We start from the raw sequence: 20,157 nt of genomic DNA, 5'->3' as shown, positions 1-20,157 counted from the left end.
ACGATTCGCGTTTCCGATTGAGGGTCATGCCCTCATGCGATTTATCGCGGGCGGCGGCGTGGTGAAGGTGGGGCGCTGAAGACGCAGACGGCTTCGACTTCGGTCGACCACAGGAACTGGTCGATGACCGTTACACCGTCCAGCCGGTATCCCGCCGCCTTCAGCCCGGTGGCGTCTCGGGTGAGTGCCTGCGGGTTGCAACTGACATAGATGATTCGGGCCGGCTTTCCGTCGACGATCTGCGCCATCTGGGCTCCGGCGCCCATGTAGGGGGGGTCGAGGACGATGGCGCTAGCCTCGGAGATCTGGCGGGCCATGATCGGCTGGCGGTTCAGGTCGCGCTGTTCGGCAACGACCCGTGTGCCGCTGGTCGCGCGGCGCAGGGAAGCGACAGCGTCGGGGTGGCCTTCGAACGCCAGGACCCGGGCCTTCTCGCTGAGTGCGAAGGAGAGGGTTCCGCAGCCGGCATATAGTTCGATGATTGCGTCGCGGCGTGCCAGTTTGCGCGGCAACGCCGCCAGGACCGCTGCAATGATCGCGGCTTCGCCTTCGCGGCTGGGTTGGAGGAAGGCGCCGGGAGGTGGGGCGACGGTGACGCCCGAGAATAGATGGCGCACCGGGCCGGTCTGGGCGGCGGTTTCCGGCGTGTCGGTGCTGCCGGCGCGGCGCCAGGCGATGCGAGGGATGCGCTGGCTGCGCGCGAATTCCGCCAGTTTGGCGCGATCGCTCGGTTCCAGGGGGCCGTCGGTTGCCAGGAGCAGGTCTGGCCCGGAGTCGAGAAGGTTGATCAGCACGTCTCCGCTCTGCCGCAGCGCACCCAGCGAGCGGGCCACCTCACGCAATGCGGGCAGGATGGCGAACAGAGCAGGCGCGAGAATCGGGCAGGTCGTCAGATCGACCACGTCGCCGCGCCGTGCGTGCAGGCCGATTGCCACCCCGTCCGGCCGCCGGCGGATCGCCAGATCGACGCGCCGCCGGGAAGCGGGCGGGCTCTGGAAGTGGGCGGTGACGAGGGGATCGGCAAAGCCGGCGCGCTCCAGGGCATGGACGACCGTTTCGCTCTTCCACGCCAGCGCGGCGGGGAGGGACAGATGCTGGATGGCGCAGCCGCCGCATTGCCCGAACAGGGTGCAGGGCGGCTCTGCCCGGTCCGGGCTCGGGCGCAATACCGACAGCAGGTGGGCCGAGCGTGCGTCCACCTGCTCGATACGGACCAGTTCGCCCGGCAGGGCGCCGGGAACGAACAGGGGTTCGCCGTTCGGCATGCGGGCCAGACCATCTCCGTCCGCGCCGAGTGCGCTGATTTCGATTTCGATGTTCATCAGGTTTATATCCAAGTCGCCTGGGCCGGTCCGCGTCGGTCAGGACGCCCGGGACACAGAGCCTGACTGGCATATGGGCTGGTGAGCGGGAGCGGCCTTGATGGCTGTCGCGCTACAGGACATGCATGCTGGATCGCTGCCAGCGCGCATGTCCAGCCGGGTCTCAGGCCGGTTCGTCGGCCGTATGGGTGCTCTCGTCATCGGCCGAGGGCGTGATCGTGAACTGCCGGCGCGGCAGCAGCATGAAGGCGGGAACCTCCGCGCCGAAGCCCATGACCGGGTTGCCGTTGGTCTGCGCGGTGGAGTCTTCCAGTTCGCGTTCCCGCTGATGGCGCGGTGGAGCGGGCTTGCGCGCGGGCGGTGGCGGTGGCGCTGCTGCGGCGGTTTCGGGCGCGGGGATGGCCTCGGCCGGTATCGTGGGCGTGGCGGCGGGACGGGCGGGCTTGGGGCCGCGACGGTCGTCCTTCTCCCGGCCGCGTCCGCGACCCTTGCCCCCACGGGGACGCTCTTCCTCGGACCATTCGAGCTGGGTCACGCCTTCGACCGCCAGACGCGGAATCGGGTGGCCGATCAGCTTCTCGATGGCCTCGGCCAGACCCCGGTCATGCGGTGAGGCCAGGCTGTAGGCGTGGCCGGTGCGGCCGGCGCGGCCGGTACGGCCGATCCGATGCACGTAATCCTCGGCGTGGAACGGGAGGTCGAAATTGAAGACGTGCGACAGGCCGCCGATATCGATGCCGCGCGCGGCGACGTCGGAGCAGACCAGGAATTTGAGATCGCCGGCCTTGAAGCGCTCGAGCGTGGAGAACCGGACCGACTGCGGTAGGTCGCCATGCAGCGCACCGGCCGAGAAGCCGTGCTTCACCAGCGATTTGCACAGCACGTCGACATCGCGCTTGCGGTTGCAGAAGATGATGGCGTTCTGCACCGCGTCGTCGCGCAGCATCTGGCGCAGCACGCGCCGCTTGTCGTCCTCGTCGACCACCACCAGGCCGGCCTCGATGGTCGTGGCGACCGAGGACGGGCGGCTGACGGTAATTTCCTTGGGGTTCTGCAGGAACATATCCGCCAGGCGCCGGATTTCCGGTGCCATGGTGGCGGAGAAGAACAGCGTCTGCCGCAGGGGGGACAGCATGCCGACGATTTTCTCGATATCGGGGATGAACCCCATATCGAGCATGCGGTCGGCTTCGTCGATGACCAGCAGGCGGGTCTGGGTCAGCAGCAGGCCGCCGCGCTCGAACAGGTCGATCAGCCGGCCCGGAGTCGCGATCAGCACGTCGACGCCGCGATTCAGCACGTCCTTCTGCTCGGCCATGCTCTCGCCGCCGATCAGCAGCGCGTGGTTCAGCTTCAGGTATTTGCCGTATTTGACGAAATTCTCGGCCACCTGGAGCGCCAGTTCGCGCGTCGGCTCCAGGATCAGCGAGCGCGGCATGCGGGCCCGTGCCCGGGAGCCCGAAAGGATTTCGAGCATCGGCAGGGTAAAGCCGGCGGTCTTGCCGGTGCCGGTCTGGGCCACGCCCAGCACGTCGCGGCCCATCAGCACATACGGGATGGCCTGGGCCTGAATCGGCGTGGGGTGGATGTAGCCGGCTTCGTCGATGGCGCGCTGGATCGGCTCGGACAGGCCAAGATCGGAAAAGAGCGGCTGTGGAGCGGCCTCTGCCTGCTCGTCGGGGGTGTCCACGGCACCGGAAGCGGACGGCTCGCCACCGGGGGAACCGGCGTCCGCGTCAGGTGGGACAATGGAGACGGGATGGGCTGCGGCGTCAGGTTCGGCCGAAGCGGAGGCATTCGTCTTGGCGCTCAAAATTCTCTCGAACGTGTCAGTGGTGTGGTCCCGTCCATTCCGCCACGATGTGGTCCGGCAGGCTTTTTCGGCCTGTTTTCCTGCGACGAAGCAGGGCCTTGCGAAAATGAAGGCGAATCCTCCGATTCCGCGTGACTGTCCGTATCGGTAAATGCGACGAAAATCAAGCACGGAGCACCGGAGCGGGCGGGGCCTGTCCGGGGCATCGCGGGTCTTTGGGTGTCATGTCTCTGGCGTCTTGTCTCTGGGGGATACGTGGTCACAATCACGCCGTTGAAAATCGAGGATTATGGCCTGATCGGTGATGGGCGCAGCTGCGCCCTGGTCGGGCGGAACGGGTCGATCGACTGGCTCTGCTGGCCGCGATTCGACAGCCCGGCCTGTTTCGCGGCCCTGCTGGGCGACGGCGAGAACGGGCACTGGCAACTGGCTCCGGACGAAGAGCGTGGAGGCACGCCCGTTACGGTGACGCGGTCGTATCGCAACCAGGGCATGGTGCTGGAAACGGTGTTCGAGACACATACGGGCGTGGTCGCGATCCTGGATTTCATGGCAGTCGGTGCCGCCGAGCCGACCCTGATCCGGATCATCGAAGGCCGGCGCGGGGCGGTGCCGATCCTCAACTGGCTGGTGCTGCGCTTCGATTACGGACTGTCGGTGCCCTGGGTGACGCGCCTGCCGGACAATATGGGCATCAGTGCCATCGCGGGACCCTCGCGCTGCGTGCTGCGCTGCCCGGTGGCCCTGCATGGCGAGGATCGCCATACCGTGTCGCGGTTCATCGTGTCGGAAGGTGACCAGGTGCCTTTCGTGCTGACTTATATGGATTCGCACGGCGCGCTGTCCCAACCCATCGACGCGCGGGCCGCGCTGCACCGAACGGAACAATTCTGGTCGGACTGGATCGGGCGCTGCACCTATCAGGGCGAGCATGCTTCCATCGTGCGGCGCTCGCTGCTGACGCTCAAGGCGCTGATCTATCAGCCGACGGGGGGGATCGTGGCGGCACCCACGACCTCGCTGCCCGAGGAACTGGGAGGCGGGCGCAACTGGGATTATCGCTATTGCTGGCTGCGCGACGCCTCGCTGACGCTGATCGCGATCATGGCCGGTGGCTATTTCGAAGAGGCGATGGCATGGCGGGACTGGCTGCAGGCGGCCGTCGCCGGCAGCCCCGACCAGGTCCAGATCATGTATGGCATCGCCGGCGAGCGGCTGCTGAACGAATGGGAGGCCGGCTGGCTGGCCGGTTATGAGGGGTCGAAGCCGGTGCGGGTCGGCAACGCGGCGGCTGGCCAGTTGCAGCTCGATGTCTATGGCGAGGCGATCGCGGCCCTGCATGTTGCCCGGCAGACGCGCCTTTGCGCGATCACCGACGGCTGGCGGCTACAGGTTGGGCTGTTGCAGCATCTGGCGACGATCTGGAAGGAGCCGGACGAGGGGATGTGGGAAGTCCGCGGGGGGCGGCGCCAGTTCACCGTGTCCAAGATCTCATGCTGGCTGGCGTTCGACCGGGCGATCCGCGACGTCGAGAAATATGGACTCGAGGCGCCGCTGGAGGAATGGAAGGCCCTGCGGCAGGACATTCACGACACGGTCTGCCGTGAGGCGTTCAACGCGGACAAGAACAGTTTCGTCCAGTATTTCGGCGGTACCGGGCTGGATGCTGGATTGCTGCTGATCCCGGTCGTCGGCTTCCTGCCCGCCGATGATCCGCGCGTCAGCGGTACCATCGCGGCGATCGAGCGCGAATTGCTGGACGAGCATGGATTCGTCCGCCGCTATCTGCCCGATCGTGTGATCGAGGGCGTGACGGGGGACGAAGGGGCGTTCATCGCCTGTTCGTTCTGGCTGGTGAATGCCTATGTCGCCCAGGGGCGGATGGAGGAGGCCCATGCCCTGTTCAACCGGCTGCTGGCGCTGTGCAGTGACCTCGGCCTGCTGGCCGAGGAATACGACGCCACCACCGGGCGGCAGGTGGGGAACTTCCCACAGGCGTTCTCGCACCTGTCGCTGATCAACTCGGCATCGATCCTCAGTGCGGGGCGTATCACCACCATGGGGGCGGCGCCGCTGCCGGTTCTGTAGTGTCGACATAGGCTGGTGCGGAGACACCGATCCTGAGCGAGAGCGGCCTGGCACGGGCCGCGTCCGGCGTGTGTTCTTGAGCATCGGAGCGGAGCGGCCTTGATGGCCGAGAGCACCGAAGCGGAGAAAACGCGCGTCGGATCGCCGGGAGCGGTGTCTCCGCGCCGGCCTACAGGCCGCGCGCCATGGCGGCGGAGAGGATCGTGAGAACGCCGAGGCCGATATTGATCGTCACCAGCGAGCGGATGGTGTCGAACAGGGCCGGCTGGGGGCGGATGGCGCGGCGGGCCTTCTGAAACGGGCCGAAATAGATGCGGGCGAACACGGCCGCCATGACCAGGCCAAGAAGCTGCATCACGTTGACCTGCCACGGGATGGCGGCGAAACCGCCCTCGTGCAGGATCATCAGCCAGCCGGTGACCAGGACGGTGGGCATCGTGTGCCAGACGACGCGGAAGAAGCGGGTGAGCGTTTGCAGGTGGACCGACGCGCGCTGGGTCGCATCCAGCAGCCCCAGGCTGGGACGCAGGACGAACACGGCATAGATCATGCCGCCGACCCAGGCGGTCATGCCGAGCAGATGGATCGCGAGCACGAAGCTCCAGAGGATTGAGGAGGTCATGTCAACTCCCGGCCGGGGGTAAGAGATGGCCCGCGTGACGGGGCGCGGGCGTCGATGGTATGCTTGATCGCCAATTCCGCCCCGGCGCGCAAGACGGCGGTGCGCGGGCGCCCCCGACAAGCCACCCCCGACCGGAGGAGATTGCCCGATGGGCCAGCCCCAATCCAAGAGCGAATGCCCGTCAGCGACCGCGCTGCTGTTGCCGGACCCGGCCGAGATGGGCCTGATCGACAAGGCGGGCAGCCGAACCGTGCCGGTGCGCGACCTGATGGAGCATGCGGGCCGGGCGGTGGCGCGCGCCGTGATGCGCCATATCGCGCCGTGCCGGGTGCTGGTGCTGTGCGGTCCGGGCAATAATGGCGGGGACGGCTATGTCGCGGCGCGGCGCCTGGCGCAGGCCGGCTGGCCGGTTGCCGTTGCGGCGCTGGCCCCGCCTCGGGCGGGTGGTGATGCGGCGGCGGCTGCTGCCGAATGGCGGGGACCAAGTGCGGCGTTTACGGCGGACGAGGCCGCGCGGGCCGACCTTGTGATCGACGCGGTGTTCGGCGCCGGGCTCAGTCGCGCGATCGAGCCGGACCTGGCATCCGTGCTGGGCGCGGCGCGGCGGGTGGTGGCAGTGGACATGCCCAGCGGCATCGACGGCGCGACCGGGTGCGTCCTTGGTTATGCGCCCTCGGCGGAAATGACCGTGACCTTCGTGCGGGCCAAGCCCGGGCATCTGCTTTTGCCGGGGCGCGAGAGGCTGGGGCGGCTGGTGGTTGCGGATATCGGTATGCCCGACACGGTGTGGGACGCGGTGCCGGTTCGCACCTGGCGCAACGCGCCGGGATTATGGCAGGTGCCGGGCCAGACGGTGGATAGTCACAAATACGCGCGTGGCGTGGTCAGCATCTGCGGGGGCGGCACAATGCCTGGCGCGGCGCGGCTGGCTGCCGGCGCGGCGCGCACGGCTGGGGCGGGGCTGGTGCGGCTGGCGGCGGGGTCGGCGGCGGGACTGTATAGAATGACCGAGCCGGGACTGATCGTGGATGACGGCGATCTGTCCGGCTTGCTGGAGGATCGGCGCCGGAAGGTCTGGGTTTGCGGGCCGGGCCTGACGGAAGACGAAGTCAGCCGGGTGCTGCCGGAGTTGCTGGGGGCCGGGCGGATGGTGCTGGCCGATGCCGGGGCGTTCGCCTGGGCGGCCGGGCAGCCGGAACGGCTGGCCGGGGTCGGGGTGATCACGCCGCATGAGGGCGAATTCGCACGGGTTTTCGGGGCGCCGGCGCATGGGCGGCTGGATGCGGCCCGGGCGGCTGCGCAGCGGGTCGGGGCCGTGGTGGTGCTGAAGGGGCCGGATACCGTGATCGCGGCGCCTGACGGCAGGGCGGCGATCAACGACCATGCCACGGCGGCGCTGGCCACTGCCGGTTCGGGCGATACGCTGACCGGAATCATCGCCGCCCTGCTGGCGGCGGGGATGGAGCCCTGGCAGGCGGCCTGCGCCGGGGTGTGGATCCATGGCGAGGCCGGGATGCGCGCCGGCCCATGGCCGGTGGCCGAGCAGTTTGACCAGCATCTGGGGGCGGCGCGGGCGCGTGCGGTCGCGCTGGGGTTGGGGGTTGCTGCGGCACGGGGCGCGGACTCGCGCCATTGTCGGCTTGCCGGATCAGGCGGCGTGCGCTAAAGCCGCGCGCTTGGAGGCCGGGCGCCGATGCGGGCGTGGTGGAACTGGTAGACACGCCAGATTTAGGTTCTGGTGGCGCAAGTCGTGGGGGTTCAAGTCCCTCCGCCCGCACCAGCCCGGCTGGAGACTGATTGAATTGGTACGGGGTGCGGGCGCGAATGCGGCTGCGGCTCGCGCCGGTTGCTTTGCGTGCGGATACCGCCGTCCGGGGTGGACTCGTGCGTTCTTTGGAAGTTCTGACCGAGAGGATGGCCTCGCAGATGCAGGTTACTGAAACGCTTTCCGACGGCCTGAAGCGCGGTTTCACCGTCACGGTGCCCGCCGGCGAACTGGAGAGCAAGCGGACCGCCCGCCTGAAGGAAATGGGGCAGTCCATGAATCTGCCGGGTTTCCGTCCCGGCAAGGTGCCGCTGAGCCTCGTGACGAAGCGCTACGGCGCCGCCGTGCAGGGTGAAGTGCTGGAGCAGGCCGTCAGCGACGCCACCCGCGCACTGCTGGAGGAACGCAATCTGCGCCCGGCCCTGCAGCCGCGTGTCGACCTGGTTTCGGGCGCCGAGGCGGATGGCAAGGCAGACCTGGAATTCAAGATCGAGATGGAAGTGCTGCCCGAGATCGCGCAGCCTGATCTGTCGGACCTGACGCTGACCCGCCTGAAGGCGACGGCGGATGCCGAGACGGTCGATAAGGCCCTGAAGGACATCGCGAGCCGCCAGCGCAATTTCGTGACGGTCGAAGAGATCCGTCCGGCAGCAGCGGGCGACGTCGTGGTTGTCGATTTCGTGGGCAAGCTGGACGGCGTGCCGTTCGAAGGCGGCACCGCCGACGACGTGAATGTCGAGATCGGCGGCGCGGGCTTCATTCCCGGTTTCGCGGAGCAGATCGAGGGTATGTCGCCCGGCGAGGAGAAGGTGATCACCGTTACCTTCCCGGCCGATTACTCGGCTGAGGCCCTGGCGGGCAAGGAAGCGACCTTCGACATCAAGGCCAAGGGGCTGAAGCGCCCGGTCGATGTCGAGATCGACGAGGATCTGGCCAAGAAGATGGGTTTCGAGGGCCTGGAGCAGGTTCGCGAACTGATCACCAAGCAGGTCGAGCAGGAATACGAGCAGCTTTCGCGCCTGCGCATCAAGCGCGAGCTGCTGGATGCCCTGGCGGAAAAGACCGACTTCGAAGCCCCTCAGGGCATGGTCGATGCCGAGTTCGCCCAGATCTGGCAGCGCGTCGAGGCCGACCGCAAGGAAGGCCAGCTTGACGAGGAAGACCAGGGCAAGGACGAAGAGACCCTGCGGGCCGATTACCGCAAGATCGCCGAACGCCGGGTGAAGCTGGGCCTGCTGCTGGCCGAGATCGGTCGTGCGAACGCCATCACCGTCTCGCAGGACGAGATGCTGCAGGCGATTCGGGCCGAGGCCATGCGCTATCAGGGCCAGGAGCAGGCGGTGTTCGACTTCTTCCGCAAGAACCCGCAGGCGGCCGAGAGCCTGCGTGGCCCGATCTTCGAAAACAAGGTCGTCGATTATGTGATCGAGCTGGCCACGGTGACCGACAAGGACGTGACGCCTGAGGAACTGGCCGAGATCCCGCCTGCCGATCTCTGATCGATCTGGCCTCCCGCCATCGGTGCCCCATCGCTTTTATCGCCGCGAAATGATGGCGGTGGGGTGGTATCCGGACGGTTTATCTCTATCTTGTTGGAGGTAACCGGGGAACGACCCGGCCACCCTCCCCGAGGAACGCCCCGGCGGCCTTCGGGGGAGGTGAGTCGGGTCTTCGCGTCTTCAGGAACGGGAATGAGACTATGAGGGATCGGGATCCCGTGGAGATCTTCAGCAACGCCCTAGTGCCCATGGTGGTCGAACAGACCTCACGCGGGGAGCGGGCTTTCGACATCTATTCCCGCCTGTTGCAGGAACGGATCATCTTCCTGACCGGGCCGGTCTATGATCAGGTGTCTGCCCTGGTGTCGGCGCAGCTCCTGTATCTTGAGAGCGTGAATCCGACCAAGGAGATCTCGTTCTACATCAACAGCCCGGGCGGCGTGGTGTCGGCTGGTCTGGCCATCTACGACACCATGCAGTACATCCGCAGCCCGGTGAGCACGGTGTGCATCGGCCAGGCGGCCTCGATGGGGTCGCTGCTGCTGGCGGGTGGCGAGAAGGGGCGGCGTTTCGCCCTGCCGAATGCACGGGTCATGGTGCATCAGCCTTCCGGCGGGGCGCAGGGGCAGGCCAGCGACATCGAAATCCAGGCGCGTGAGATCCTGACGATTCGCCAGCGCCTGAACGAGATCTATGAAACCCATACCGGCCAGTCGCTCGAGGAGATCGAACGCAAGCTGGAGCGCGACAGCTATATGTCGGCCGATGAGGCGCTGGCCTTCGGCATCGTGGATGAGGTGGTGCGCAACCACGCATCGACGGTTGCGGCCAAAAGTTGAGGCTGGGCATTAAAGTATTGATTTATTTAATGTCCGTGACCTGAAATTCCTGGGTTTCAGATTTTGGGCATAAGGGGTGGGTGCGCTTTATTTATCTTCGGCGCAACCCGCCGGCTTGGGTGGGCTTGATGGAAGTCCTGTCCTGAGTCAAGATTTTCGACCCTGGTCCGGGCACCGCGTGGCTTGGCATTCCGGGGGGAGGAGCGGTTATGAATAACAAGTCCAGCGATTCCAAGAACACGTTATATTGCTCGTTCTGCGGCAAGTCGCAGCATGAGGTCCGGAAGCTGATCGCTGGTCCGACTGTCTTCATCTGTGACGAATGCGTCGAACTTTGCATGGATATCATCCGTGAAGAGCACAAGACGCATCTGGTGAAGTCGCGCGATGGCGTGCCGACTCCCAAGGAGATCTGCAAGGTTCTGGACGATTACGTGATCGGGCAGTTCCACGCGAAGAAGGTTCTGTCGGTCGCGGTCCATAACCATTACAAGCGTCTGGCCCACAGCCAGAAGAACAACGACGTCGAGATTGCGAAGTCGAACATCCTGCTGGTCGGGCCGACTGGATCGGGCAAGACGCTGCTGGCCCAGACGCTGGCGCGGATTCTCGACGTGCCGTTCACCATGGCCGATGCGACCACGCTGACCGAGGCCGGCTATGTGGGCGAGGATGTCGAGAACATCATTCTCAAGCTGCTTCAGGCCGCCGATTATAATGTCGAGCGGGCGCAGCGGGGCATCGTCTATATCGACGAAATCGACAAGATTTCGCGCAAATCCGATAATCCATCGATCACGCGCGATGTCAGCGGCGAGGGCGTGCAGCAGGCGCTGCTGAAGATCATGGAAGGGACGGTGGCCTCGGTTCCGCCCCAGGGTGGGCGCAAGCATCCGCAGCAGGAATTCCTGCAGGTGGACACCACCAACATGCTGTTCATCTGCGGTGGTGCCTTTGCCGGGCTGGACAAGATCATCGGCGCGCGCGGCAAGGGTTCGGGCATTGGCTTCGGAGCGGATGTCCAGTCGCCCGACGAGCGGCGCACGGGTGCGATCCTGCGTGATGTCGAGCCTGAGGATCTGCTGAAATTCGGCCTGATCCCCGAATTCATCGGCCGTCTGCCGGTGGTGGCGACGCTGGAGGACCTCGACGAGGCGGCGCTGATCGAGATCCTGACCAAGCCGAAGAACGCGCTGGTGAAGCAATATGCCCGCCTGTTCCAGATGGAAGGGGTCAAGCTGACCTTCACCGAGGATGCGCTGAAGCAGGTGGCGCTGCGGGCGATCGCACGGCGCACTGGTGCGCGTGGCCTGCGTGCGATCATGGAGAGCATCCTGCTGTCCACCATGTTCGACCTGCCCGGGTTGGAGAACGTGGAAGAAGTGGTGATCAACAAGGAGGTCGCCGAGAACAAGACCAGCCCGGTCTATGTCTATGGCAAGGAAAAGCCTGCGGAGCAGTCGGCCTGATCGGCTGTTATTGCTGGCCTTTTTCTCTGGGATTTCTGTCCTGCATCGGGGAGTGAGCCCCATGCGGGCGGCCCCGGTTTCTTCCCGTCGTCCGGGGCCTTGCCGTGGCGGCCCCGAATGACGACATGATGTTATCCGTCATCGCGTTAGCGAGACACCGGGCGGTGCGCGCCGCGATTGGGCGCCCGCCCGCGATCGTCCTTCAGGAGGTCACACGACATGCCCAAACCCAACCGACCCGATTCCGATCGCTCCGAGAGCGGCGAGCCCGCTCCCGTCGAGAGCCACGATCTGCCCGTGCCTGTGTCTGCGTCGGATTCTGACGTGGAAGGGGCCGAACTCTCCGATTCCGAGACGATGGCGGTGCTGCCACTGCGCGACATCGTCGTCTTCCCGCATATGATCGTGCCGCTGTTCGTCGGGCGCGAGAAGTCGGTTCGGGCGCTGGAAGCGGTTACGAAGCATGACAAGCAGATCCTGCTGGTCGCGCAGAAGAACGCCTCGCAGGACGATCCGTCGGCCGACGATATCTATCGCTACGGCACAGTGTCGACGATCCTGCAATTGCTGAAGCTGCCCGACGGCACCGTGAAGGTGCTCGTGGAGGGCATGCGCCGGGCACGGATCACCGCGCTGCATGATATCGACGGACATTTCGAGGCTGAGATCACGGCCGTTGCCGAGGAGCCTGCCGCAGATAACGAGGGCGAGGCGCTGGGGCGCACCGTGGTCTCGCAGTTTGAGCAATATATCAAGCTGAACAAGAAGATCGCCCCCGAAGTGCTGGTTTCGCTGAACCAGATCGAGGATCTGTCGAAGCTGGCCGACACCATTGCCAGCCATCTGAACCTGAAGATTGCCGAGAAGCAGGAGATCCTGGAGATCCCTGGCGTCAACGCCCGGCTGGAGCGCGTGTTTGCGCATATGGAGGCCGAGATCGGCGTCCTGCAGGTGGAAAAGCGCATCCGCAACCGCGTCAAGCGGCAGATGGAGAAGACGCAGCGCGAGTACTACCTGAACGAGCAGCTGAAGGCGATCCAGAAGGAACTGGGCGAGGGCGAGGAAGGCCGGGACGAAACCGTCGAACTGGAAGAGAAGATCGCCAAGGCCCGTCTGCCCAAGGAGGCCCGCGACAAGGCCTTGGGCGAGCTGAAGAAGCTGCGTGCCATGAGTCCGATGTCGGCCGAATCGACGGTGGTGCGCAATTATCTGGACTGGATCCTGAGCCTGCCGTGGAAGAAGCGGTCGAAAGTGCGCGGTGATCTGGCCGAGGCCGAGAAGGTGCTCGATACCGATCATTATGGCCTCGAGAAGGTCAAGGAGCGGATTCTGGAATATCTGGCGGTCCAGAGCCGGTCGCAGAAGGTCAAGGGGCCGATTCTCTGCCTGGTCGGGCCGCCTGGCGTGGGCAAGACCTCGCTGGCGCGGTCGATCGCCAAGGCGACGGGGCGCCATTACGTGCGCATGTCGTTGGGCGGCGTGCGCGACGAGGCCGAGATTCGTGGTCACCGGCGGACCTATATCGGCTCGATGCCTGGCAAGATCATCCAGGGGATGAAGAAGGCGAAATCTTCCAACCCCCTGTTCCTGCTGGACGAAATCGACAAGCTGGGCGCCGACTGGCGTGGCGATCCGTCTTCGGCCCTGCTGGAGGTCCTGGATCCGGAGCAGAACAGCACTTTCGCCGATCATTATCTGGAGGTCGATTACGACCTGTCGGATGTGATGTTCGTCACCACCGCGAACAGCCTGAACATGCCCCAGCCGCTGCTGGACCGCATGGAGATCATCCGCCTGTCCGGCTATACCGAGGACGAGAAGGTGGAGATCGCCAAGCGCCACCTGCTGAGCAAGCAGGGCGAGGCCCATAGCCTGAAGCCGGACGAGTGGTCGGTCAGCGATGACGCGCTGCGCGAGCTGGTGCGTAGCTACACCCGTGAGGCCGGCGTGCGGAACCTGGAGCGCGAGATTGCGACCCTGGCCCGCAAGGCAGTGCGCGAAATCGTGACCGGCAAGGCCAAGAAGGTGGCGATTACCCGCAAGAACCTTGAAAAATATGCGGGCGTGAAGCGGTTCCGCTATGGCGAGACCGAGGCCGAGGACATGGTCGGCGTGGTGACCGGGCTGGCCTGGACCGAGGTCGGCGGCGAGATCCTGACCATCGAGAGTGTGATGGTGCCGGGCAAGGGCGTGATCAAGCACACCGGCAAGCTGGGTGATGTGATGCAGGAAAGCGTCGCGGCGGCGCTGTCTTACGTCCGCAGCCGTGCGGTGACGTTTGGCATCAAGCCAACCCTGTTCGAGAAGCGCGACCTGCACGTTCACGTGCCCGAGGGGGCGACTCCGAAGGACGGGCCGTCGGCCGGCATTGCGATGGCGACTTCCCTGGTCAGCGTGCTGACGGGCATTCCGGTGCGACGCGACGTGGCGATGACTGGTGAGATCACGCTGCGTGGCCGTGTCCTGGCGATCGGAGGGCTGAAGGAAAAGCTGCTGGCGGCCCATCGGGCGGGGATCAAGACGGTTTTCATCCCCAAGGACAACGAGAAGGATCTGGTCGATATTCCCGAGACGGTGAAGAAGGGGCTGCGCGTTATCCCCGTCTCCCATGTCGATGACGTGATCGGCCAGGCGCTGATTCGGCGCCCCGAGCCGATCGAATGGAGCCAGGAGTCGGAAGACGCGGTTGCCAAACCGGCCCCTGCCGCGGGAATGGCTGCTGCGTCCCTGCCGCATTGAAACCCTGTTGATTGTGTCAAAATGGCACCAACCCCCCGGTTTGGCCGGACTTTCGGCTGATCCGGGCCGTGTGCTCGGTTGACGCAGCAAAAAACGGCTGCATAGTGCGGGCCAATGCGGCGTTGGCGATAGCTCGGTTCCGGCGCGTGCACAGAGAAAGAAAGGCGTAAAATGGAGAAGCCACTTAACAAGCAGGAACTCGTCGCCGCTGTGGCCGATGATGCGGATCTGCCGAAGGCGAAGGCCGGCGAAGTGGTCGACGCCGTGTTGAACGCGATCGAGAAGGCCCTGGCGAAGAAGCAGGAAGTCCGCCTGGTGGGCTTCGGGACCTTCGTCACGGCGACGCGCAAGGCGGCCAAGGGCCGCAATCCCCGCACGGGCATGGAAATGGACATCGCGGCTTCGACCTCGGTTCGCTTCAAGCCGGGCAAGAACCTGAAGGAAGCCGTGAACTGATCACGCGCTGATACGACCGGGCAGGTGGTTCGTCCACCTGCCCTGGTTGGTCCTGATGGGCCAGCCCTGTCTGACGGGCGATTAGCTCAGCGGTAGAGCGTCTCGTTTACACCGAGAGGGTCGGCGGTTCGATCCCGTCATCGCCCACCATCTGCCGGCCCGGTGCCGGCAGCCTATCCTGCCTCGTCAGGATACCGGACAAAATGATCATCGTCCGGTTGACGCTTCCCGGGGGCATGGTTAAACACCGCCTCACGCCTTCGCGGGTGTAGCTCAGTTGGTTAGAGCGCCGGCCTGTCACGCCGGAGGTCGCGGGTTCGAGCCCCGTCACTCGCGCCATGGTCGTTTCATGTTTAATAATGATCGACCGTATGGCACCTGTTAAAGGTGCGTCTCCTCAATAATCGGATCGGGCTTCGCTTCCAATATTTTGGGGCGGGAAAAGACAAGTCGTCCCTAACGCGCATATCCGCGTAGCGTATTCATCATCACGGGAATGTTCATCCCCCGATGGCGGGTCGCGGTCTGGTCGCGTCCGGACGATGGGTCTAACCTCCTGACCATGACGACGCCCTGTTCGTCATGACGCCCGTAGCAAGCGGGCCATCAGTCAGGGAGACGCGCCATGACGTCCGTTCTCGCGGATTATTTTCCAGTTCTGATCTTCGCTGTTCTGGCGGTCGTGATTGCCGGCGCGATGCTGGGAAGCTCCCTGCTCTTCGGTCATCAGAAGCCCTATGCCGAGAAGGTCTCGGCCTATGAATGCGGGTTCGAGGCATTCGACGATGCGAGGCATCGTTTCGATGTCCGGTTCTATCTGGTGGCGATCCTGTTCATCATCTTTGACCTTGAAGTCGCCTTTCTTTTCCCCTGGGCGGTCAGCCTGTCGCGGATCGGCCTGTTCGGCTTTCTGTCGATGATGGGGTTCCTGGGCATTCTGACGGTGGGGTTCATCTATGAATGGTGCAAGGGCGCGCTGGATTGGGATTGAGGATCACCGAGATCGAGTGAGGGGAGGAGACGAGGCATGAATACCGCTGATGCGACAGGTGACGGGCAGGGCGCAATAGCCTGGAACCGGGACATGCTGCCCCCGGGACCGGAGCAGGATGCCGTCATAAAAGGTATTACCGGCGAAATCACCGAAAAGGGGTTCGTCGTCGCCAACCTCGACAAGTTGGTCAACTGGGGCCGCACCGGTAGCCTGTGGCCGATGTCCTTCGGGCTGGCATGCTGTGCTGTGGAGATGATTCACGCCTATATGCCGCGCTATGACCTGGACCGGATGGGCATCATCCCACGCGGTTCGCCGCGCCAGTCCGATGTGATGATCGTGGCGGGGACCCTGACCAACAAGATGGCGCCGGCCTTGCGTCGCGTTTACGACCAGATGGCCGAGCCGCGCTGGGTGATCTCGATGGGGTCCTGCGCCAATGGCGGCGGCTATTATCATTATTCCTATTCCGTGGTGCGTGGATGCGACCGGATCGTGCCGGTGGATGTGTACGTTCCCGGCTGTCCGCCGACGGCTGAGGCGCTGATCTACGGCATTCTGCAACTCCAGAAGAAAATCCGCAGGACAGGGACGATTCTCCGTGGCTGAACCGGGCACCGAACTGACGACCCAGCAGGCTCAGTCGCGTGGCGCGTTGGGGGCTCTGGCCTTCGCGCTGTCGACGAGCGTGCCGGGTATCCATTCCGCCGCGATCGAGGCTGGTGAACTGGTCGTGCGGACCAGTCGTGGCCGATTGCTCGGACTGATGGCCTTGCTGCGCGATGATCCGCGCTATGCTTGCGAGCAACTGATGGATCTGTGCGGCGTCGATTATCCGGCGCGGACGGAACGATTCGAAGTCGTCTATAATTTGTTGTCGGTGACACATAACCATCGGATTCGTGTCATCGTCACGACGGATGAGAGCAATCCGGTGGCATCGGTCCATCACCTGTGGCCCTGCGCCACATGGTGGGAGCGCGAGTGCTACGACATGTTCGGGGTCCTGTTCTCGGGGCAGTCGGATCTGCGTCGCATTCTGACCGATTACGGGTTCGAGGGGCATCCGCTGCGCAAGGATTTCCCGCTGACCGGCTATGTCGAGATGCGGTACGATGAGGATCGCCGTCAGGTGGTCTACGAGCCAGTGAAGCTGACGCAGGATTTCCGCAATTTCGATTTCGAATCGCCGTGGGAGGGCATTCTGACCCTGCCGGGCGACGAGAAGGCGCATGAATCCCGCCAGGGGCTGAAGTTGCCGCGATGACGGGACAATCCAGACATAGGGCGCGCAAGGTGAGGGAGAGCGGACGATGAGCGAGATTGTCCTTCACGAGGATATTCCCGAAGAGCTGCTGTCCGAGGACGCGGCCATCAAGGCCGAGACCCGGACCGTGGAGATCGATTCCCACGCCCTGAATTTCGGCCCCCAGCATCCGTCGGCCCATGGTGTGCTACGTCTGGTGCTGGAAATGGAGGGCGAGGTCGTTGCCCGCGCCATTCCGCATATCGGGCTGCTGCATCGCGGCACCGAGAAGCTGATCGAATACAAGACCTATCCCAAGGCGCTGCCGTATTTCGACCGGCTCGATTATGTCTCGCCGATGTGCGAGGAGCAGGCCTTCGCGCTGGCGACGGAAAAGCTGCTGGGAATCGAGGCGCCCGACCGCGCGAAATGGATTCGCGTGATGTTCGCGGAAATGACGCGCATCCTGAACCATATCCTGAATCTGACCTCGTTCGGGCTGGATTGCGGCGCGCTGACCCCGGCACTGTGGGGGTATGAAGAGCGCGAGAAGCTGATCGAATTCTACGAGGCGGCGTCGGGCGCGCGTTTCCATGCCAATTATTTCCGTCCGGGTGGCGTGGCGCGCGACCTGCCGGCGGGGCTGGAAGAGCGGATCGCGGAATGGGCGCGGGAATTCCCGCGCTGGATCGACGATCTGGAAACGCTGCTGACCAATAACCGGATCTGGAAGCAGCGGACGGTCGGGATCGGCGTGTTCACCACCGAGCAGGCGCTGGCCTGGGGGTTCAGCGGGCCGTGCCTGCGGGCGTCGGGCGTGCCGTGGGATCTGCGCCGCGCGCAGCCTTACGACAATTACGACAAGGTGACGTTCAATATCCCCGTCACCCGCCAGGGCGATTGCTATGACCGCTATCTGGTGCGCGTGGCCGAGATGCGCGAGAGCGTGAAGATCGTTGAGCAGTGCCTGGCGCAGATCAAGCCGGGGCCGGTGAAGGTCCAGGATCACAAGATTACGCCGCCGCCGCGGCGAGAAATGAAGCGCTCGATGGAGGCGCTGATCCATCATTTCAAGCTGTTCACCGAAGGGTACCATGTGCCGCCGGGGGCGACCTATACCACGGTTGAAAGCCCCAAGGGCGAATTCGGGGTCTATCTGGTCGCGGACGGCAGCAATCGGCCCTACCGGTGCAAGATCCGGCCCACTGGCTTCGCCCATCTGCAGGCGATCGACGAGATGTCGCGCCGCCACATGCTGGCGGACGCGGTCGCGATCATCGGGTCGCTGGACCTGGTGTTCGGCGAGATAGACAGGTGACAGAGATGTCCGCTCATTCCCCCATCGACCAGATCGAACAGCCCGACAGCTTCGCCTTCGATGCCGAGAGCGAAGAGCAGATCGCGGCGATCCTGGCCAAATATCCGCCCGAGCGTAAGGCCAGCGGCACGCTTCCGCTTCTGTATGTGGTGCAGAAGCAGATGGGTCGGCAGACCGGAAGCGCCTGGGTGCCGCGCGTGGCGATGGACGAGATCGCACGCCGGCTGGAGGTTGCGCCGATCCGTGTCTACGAGGTGGCGACCTTCTACCTGATGTTCAATACCAAGCCGATCGGGCGGTATCATCTTCAGGTCTGCACCACGACCTCGTGCTGGCTGCGTGGCTCGGATGATGTGGTTGCGGCCTGCAAGAAGGCGACCGGGATCGCGGGCTTTGGCCAGTCGAGCGCCGACGGGCTGTTCACCCTGACCGAGGTCGAATGCCTGGGCGCCTGCTCCAATGCGCCGATCCTGCAGGTCGATGACGATTTCTACGAGGATCTGGACGGGCCGCGCACGATCGAACTGATCGAGGCGCTGCGTCGCGGCGAACGCCCGACGCCCGGGCCGACGATCGACCGGGTGAGTTCGGCGCCGGCCGGTGGGCGCAAGACATTGGTCGACAGTCCGGCGAAACAGGGCTGAGCGGGAGAGACGGCGATGCTTCAGGATAAAGACCGGATCTTCACCAACCTGTATGGCCAGAATGACTGGCGGCTGGCCGGGGCCCGCCAGCGCGGCGACTGGGACGGCACGGCCGAGATCCTGGCGCGCGGGCGCGATGCTATCGTCAACGAGATGAAGGGCTCCGGCCTGCGTGGCCGGGGCGGAGCGGGCTTTCCGACCGGGGTCAAATGGTCGTTCATGCCCAAGAAATCGGATGGCCGCCCGCATTACCTGGTCATCAATGGCGACGAATCCGAACCGGGGACCTGCAAGGATCGCGAGATCCTGCGGCATGAGCCGCACAAGCTGATCGAGAGCGCGCTGATCGCGTCCTTCGCGATGGGGGCACATGCGGCTTATATCTATATTCGCGGCGAGTTTTTCAACGAGGCGCGCCATCTGCAGATCGCGATCGACGAGGCCTATGCCGCCGGGCTGATCGGCAAGAATGCCGCCGGGTCGGGCTGGGATTTCGATTTCTACATTCATCGCGGCGCTGGCGCCTATATCTGCGGCGAGGAAACCGCGCTGCTGGAAAGCCTGGAAGGCAAGAAGGGGCAGCCGCGCATGAAGCCGCCCTTTCCGGCGGCGATGGGCCTGTATGGCTGCCCGACGACGGTCAACAATGTCGAGAGCATCGCGGTGTCGTCCACCATCCTGCGGCGCGGGGCCTCGTGGTTCTCGGCGCTGGGGCGGCCGAACAATGCGGGCACCAAGCTGATGGCCATTTCGGGTCATGTGAACACGCCCTGCGTGTTCGAGGAAGAGCTGGGCGTGCCGCTGAAGGACATTATTGAGCGGCATGGTGGTGGGGTGCGCGGCGGCTGGGACAATCTGCTGGCGGTGATCCCTGGCGGGTGTTCGGTACCGGTACTGCCGGCGTCGATCTGCGAGACGGTGCTGATGGATTACGACAGCCTGCGCGCCGAGCGTTCGGGCCTGGGCACTGCCTGCATGATCGTGATGGACAAATCGACCGACATCATCAAGGCGATCGCCCGTTTCTCGCAATTCTTCAAGCATGAGAGCTGCGGCCAGTGCACGCCGTGCCGCGAGGGCACCGGCTGGATGATGCGGGTCATGAACCGGATGGTCGAGGGGCGGGCGGAAATCGAGGAAATCGACATGCTCGAACAGGTGACGCGCCAGGTCGAGGGTCACACGATCTGCGCCCTGGGTGATGCGGCCGCGTGGCCGATCCAGGGGCTGATCCGGCATTTCCGCCCGGTGATGGAAGAGCGGATCGCGGCCTACAAGGCGGCCCATGGCGGTGGGCGGATTACGCAGGTGCCGCTCGGTATTCCTGTGGCGGCGGAGTAAGG

Annotated in this window: 16 protein-coding genes and 3 tRNA genes; 16 read left to right on the top strand and 3 right to left on the bottom strand. The window is 64.8% G+C overall.

Annotation, left to right across the window (positions count from 1 at the left end; all coding sequences use genetic code 11):
- Nucleotides 1–41: 41 nt before the first annotated feature.
- Entirely contained in the window at nt 42–1,322 is a 1,281-nt protein-coding gene (locus ACMAUO_RS13145; protein WP_420357438.1) for a class I SAM-dependent RNA methyltransferase, read from the bottom strand.
- Between the two features lie 163 nt (nt 1,323–1,485).
- A complete protein-coding gene (locus tag ACMAUO_RS13140; RefSeq protein ID WP_420357437.1) occupies nt 1,486–3,135 on the bottom strand; it encodes a DEAD/DEAH box helicase in 1,650 nt (549 codons plus the stop codon).
- A 255-nt stretch (nt 3,136–3,390) separates the two neighbouring features.
- Here ACMAUO_RS13140 and ACMAUO_RS13135 point away from each other — a divergent pair, with 255 nt between their 5' ends.
- Nucleotides 3,391–5,223 carry a glycoside hydrolase family 15 protein gene (locus tag ACMAUO_RS13135; RefSeq protein WP_420357436.1) on the top strand — a complete coding sequence of 611 codons (1,833 nt, stop codon included), beginning with the start codon at nt 3,391–3,393 and terminating at the stop codon, nt 5,221–5,223.
- A gap of 169 nt (nt 5,224–5,392) precedes the next feature.
- Here the strand turns inward: ACMAUO_RS13135 and ACMAUO_RS13130 are convergent, their stop codons facing one another.
- Nucleotides 5,393–5,845 carry a CopD family protein gene (locus tag ACMAUO_RS13130; protein ID WP_420357435.1) on the bottom strand — a complete coding sequence of 151 codons (453 nt, stop codon included), beginning with the start codon at nt 5,843–5,845 and terminating at the stop codon, nt 5,393–5,395.
- A gap of 148 nt (nt 5,846–5,993) precedes the next feature.
- On the opposite strand from ACMAUO_RS13130, the gene ACMAUO_RS13125 reads away from it, so the two are divergent.
- From ACMAUO_RS13125 to nuoF, 15 genes are all read left to right on the top strand, one after another.
- Entirely contained in the window at nt 5,994–7,511 is a 1,518-nt protein-coding gene (locus tag ACMAUO_RS13125; RefSeq protein ID WP_420357434.1) for an NAD(P)H-hydrate dehydratase, read from the top strand.
- Between the two features lie 29 nt (nt 7,512–7,540).
- Nucleotides 7,541–7,625, top strand: a tRNA-Leu gene (locus ACMAUO_RS13120).
- A gap of 146 nt (nt 7,626–7,771) precedes the next feature.
- On the top strand, nt 7,772–9,109 hold the full coding sequence (gene tig / locus ACMAUO_RS13115) for a trigger factor (protein WP_420357433.1): 1,338 nt from the start codon (nt 7,772–7,774) through the stop codon (nt 9,107–9,109).
- Nucleotides 9,110–9,309: 200 nt separating this feature from the next.
- Nucleotides 9,310–9,948: an ATP-dependent Clp protease proteolytic subunit gene (locus ACMAUO_RS13110; protein WP_420357432.1), complete on the top strand. Its 639-nt coding sequence runs from the start codon at nt 9,310–9,312 to the stop codon at nt 9,946–9,948.
- Nucleotides 9,949–10,157: 209 nt separating this feature from the next.
- Nucleotides 10,158–11,417 carry an ATP-dependent Clp protease ATP-binding subunit ClpX gene (gene clpX / locus ACMAUO_RS13105; protein ID WP_114727217.1) on the top strand — a complete coding sequence of 420 codons (1,260 nt, stop codon included), beginning with the start codon at nt 10,158–10,160 and terminating at the stop codon, nt 11,415–11,417.
- A 357-nt stretch (nt 11,418–11,774) separates the two neighbouring features.
- The gene (gene lon / locus ACMAUO_RS13100) at nt 11,775–14,156 is read left to right on the top strand and encodes an endopeptidase La (RefSeq protein WP_420358263.1); all 2,382 of its coding nucleotides are present in this window, start codon (nt 11,775–11,777) and stop codon (nt 14,154–14,156) included.
- Between the two features lie 171 nt (nt 14,157–14,327).
- Nucleotides 14,328–14,612 carry an HU family DNA-binding protein gene (locus ACMAUO_RS13095; RefSeq protein ID WP_114727215.1) on the top strand — a complete coding sequence of 95 codons (285 nt, stop codon included), beginning with the start codon at nt 14,328–14,330 and terminating at the stop codon, nt 14,610–14,612.
- Between the two features lie 75 nt (nt 14,613–14,687).
- Nucleotides 14,688–14,762, top strand: a tRNA-Val gene (locus tag ACMAUO_RS13090).
- Nucleotides 14,763–14,874: 112 nt separating this feature from the next.
- Nucleotides 14,875–14,951, top strand: a tRNA-Asp gene (locus ACMAUO_RS13085).
- Between the two features lie 286 nt (nt 14,952–15,237).
- Complete coding sequence (locus tag ACMAUO_RS13080) at nt 15,238–15,603, top strand: NADH-quinone oxidoreductase subunit A (protein WP_420357431.1); 366 nt, start codon at nt 15,238–15,240, stop codon at nt 15,601–15,603.
- A gap of 36 nt (nt 15,604–15,639) precedes the next feature.
- Nucleotides 15,640–16,215: a NuoB/complex I 20 kDa subunit family protein gene (locus ACMAUO_RS13075; RefSeq protein ID WP_420357430.1), complete on the top strand. Its 576-nt coding sequence runs from the start codon at nt 15,640–15,642 to the stop codon at nt 16,213–16,215.
- Nucleotides 16,208–16,873 (top strand): NADH-quinone oxidoreductase subunit C, encoded by a 666-nt coding sequence (locus ACMAUO_RS13070; RefSeq protein ID WP_420357429.1) that lies wholly within the window; start codon nt 16,208–16,210, stop codon nt 16,871–16,873. Before ACMAUO_RS13075 ends, ACMAUO_RS13070 begins: the two co-directional genes overlap by 8 nt.
- A 46-nt stretch (nt 16,874–16,919) precedes the next feature.
- Nucleotides 16,920–18,170, top strand: a complete 1,251-nt coding sequence (locus ACMAUO_RS13065) for an NADH-quinone oxidoreductase subunit D (protein WP_420357428.1) — start codon at nt 16,920–16,922, stop codon at nt 18,168–18,170.
- Between the two features lie 5 nt (nt 18,171–18,175).
- Nucleotides 18,176–18,814: a complex I 24 kDa subunit family protein gene (locus ACMAUO_RS13060; protein WP_420357427.1), complete on the top strand. Its 639-nt coding sequence runs from the start codon at nt 18,176–18,178 to the stop codon at nt 18,812–18,814.
- Nucleotides 18,815–18,829: 15 nt separating this feature from the next.
- Complete coding sequence (gene nuoF / locus ACMAUO_RS13055; RefSeq protein WP_420357426.1) at nt 18,830–20,155, top strand: NADH-quinone oxidoreductase subunit NuoF; 1,326 nt, start codon at nt 18,830–18,832, stop codon at nt 20,153–20,155.
- Nucleotides 20,156–20,157 lie beyond the last annotated feature (2 nt).

This window comes from Gluconacetobacter brunescens (assembly GCF_048695475.1).
In the GTDB taxonomy this organism is placed as follows: domain Bacteria; phylum Pseudomonadota; class Alphaproteobacteria; order Acetobacterales; family Acetobacteraceae; genus Gluconacetobacter.
The sequence above is the reverse complement of the archived record's forward strand: the minus strand, read 5'-3'. Positions and strand labels throughout refer to the sequence as shown.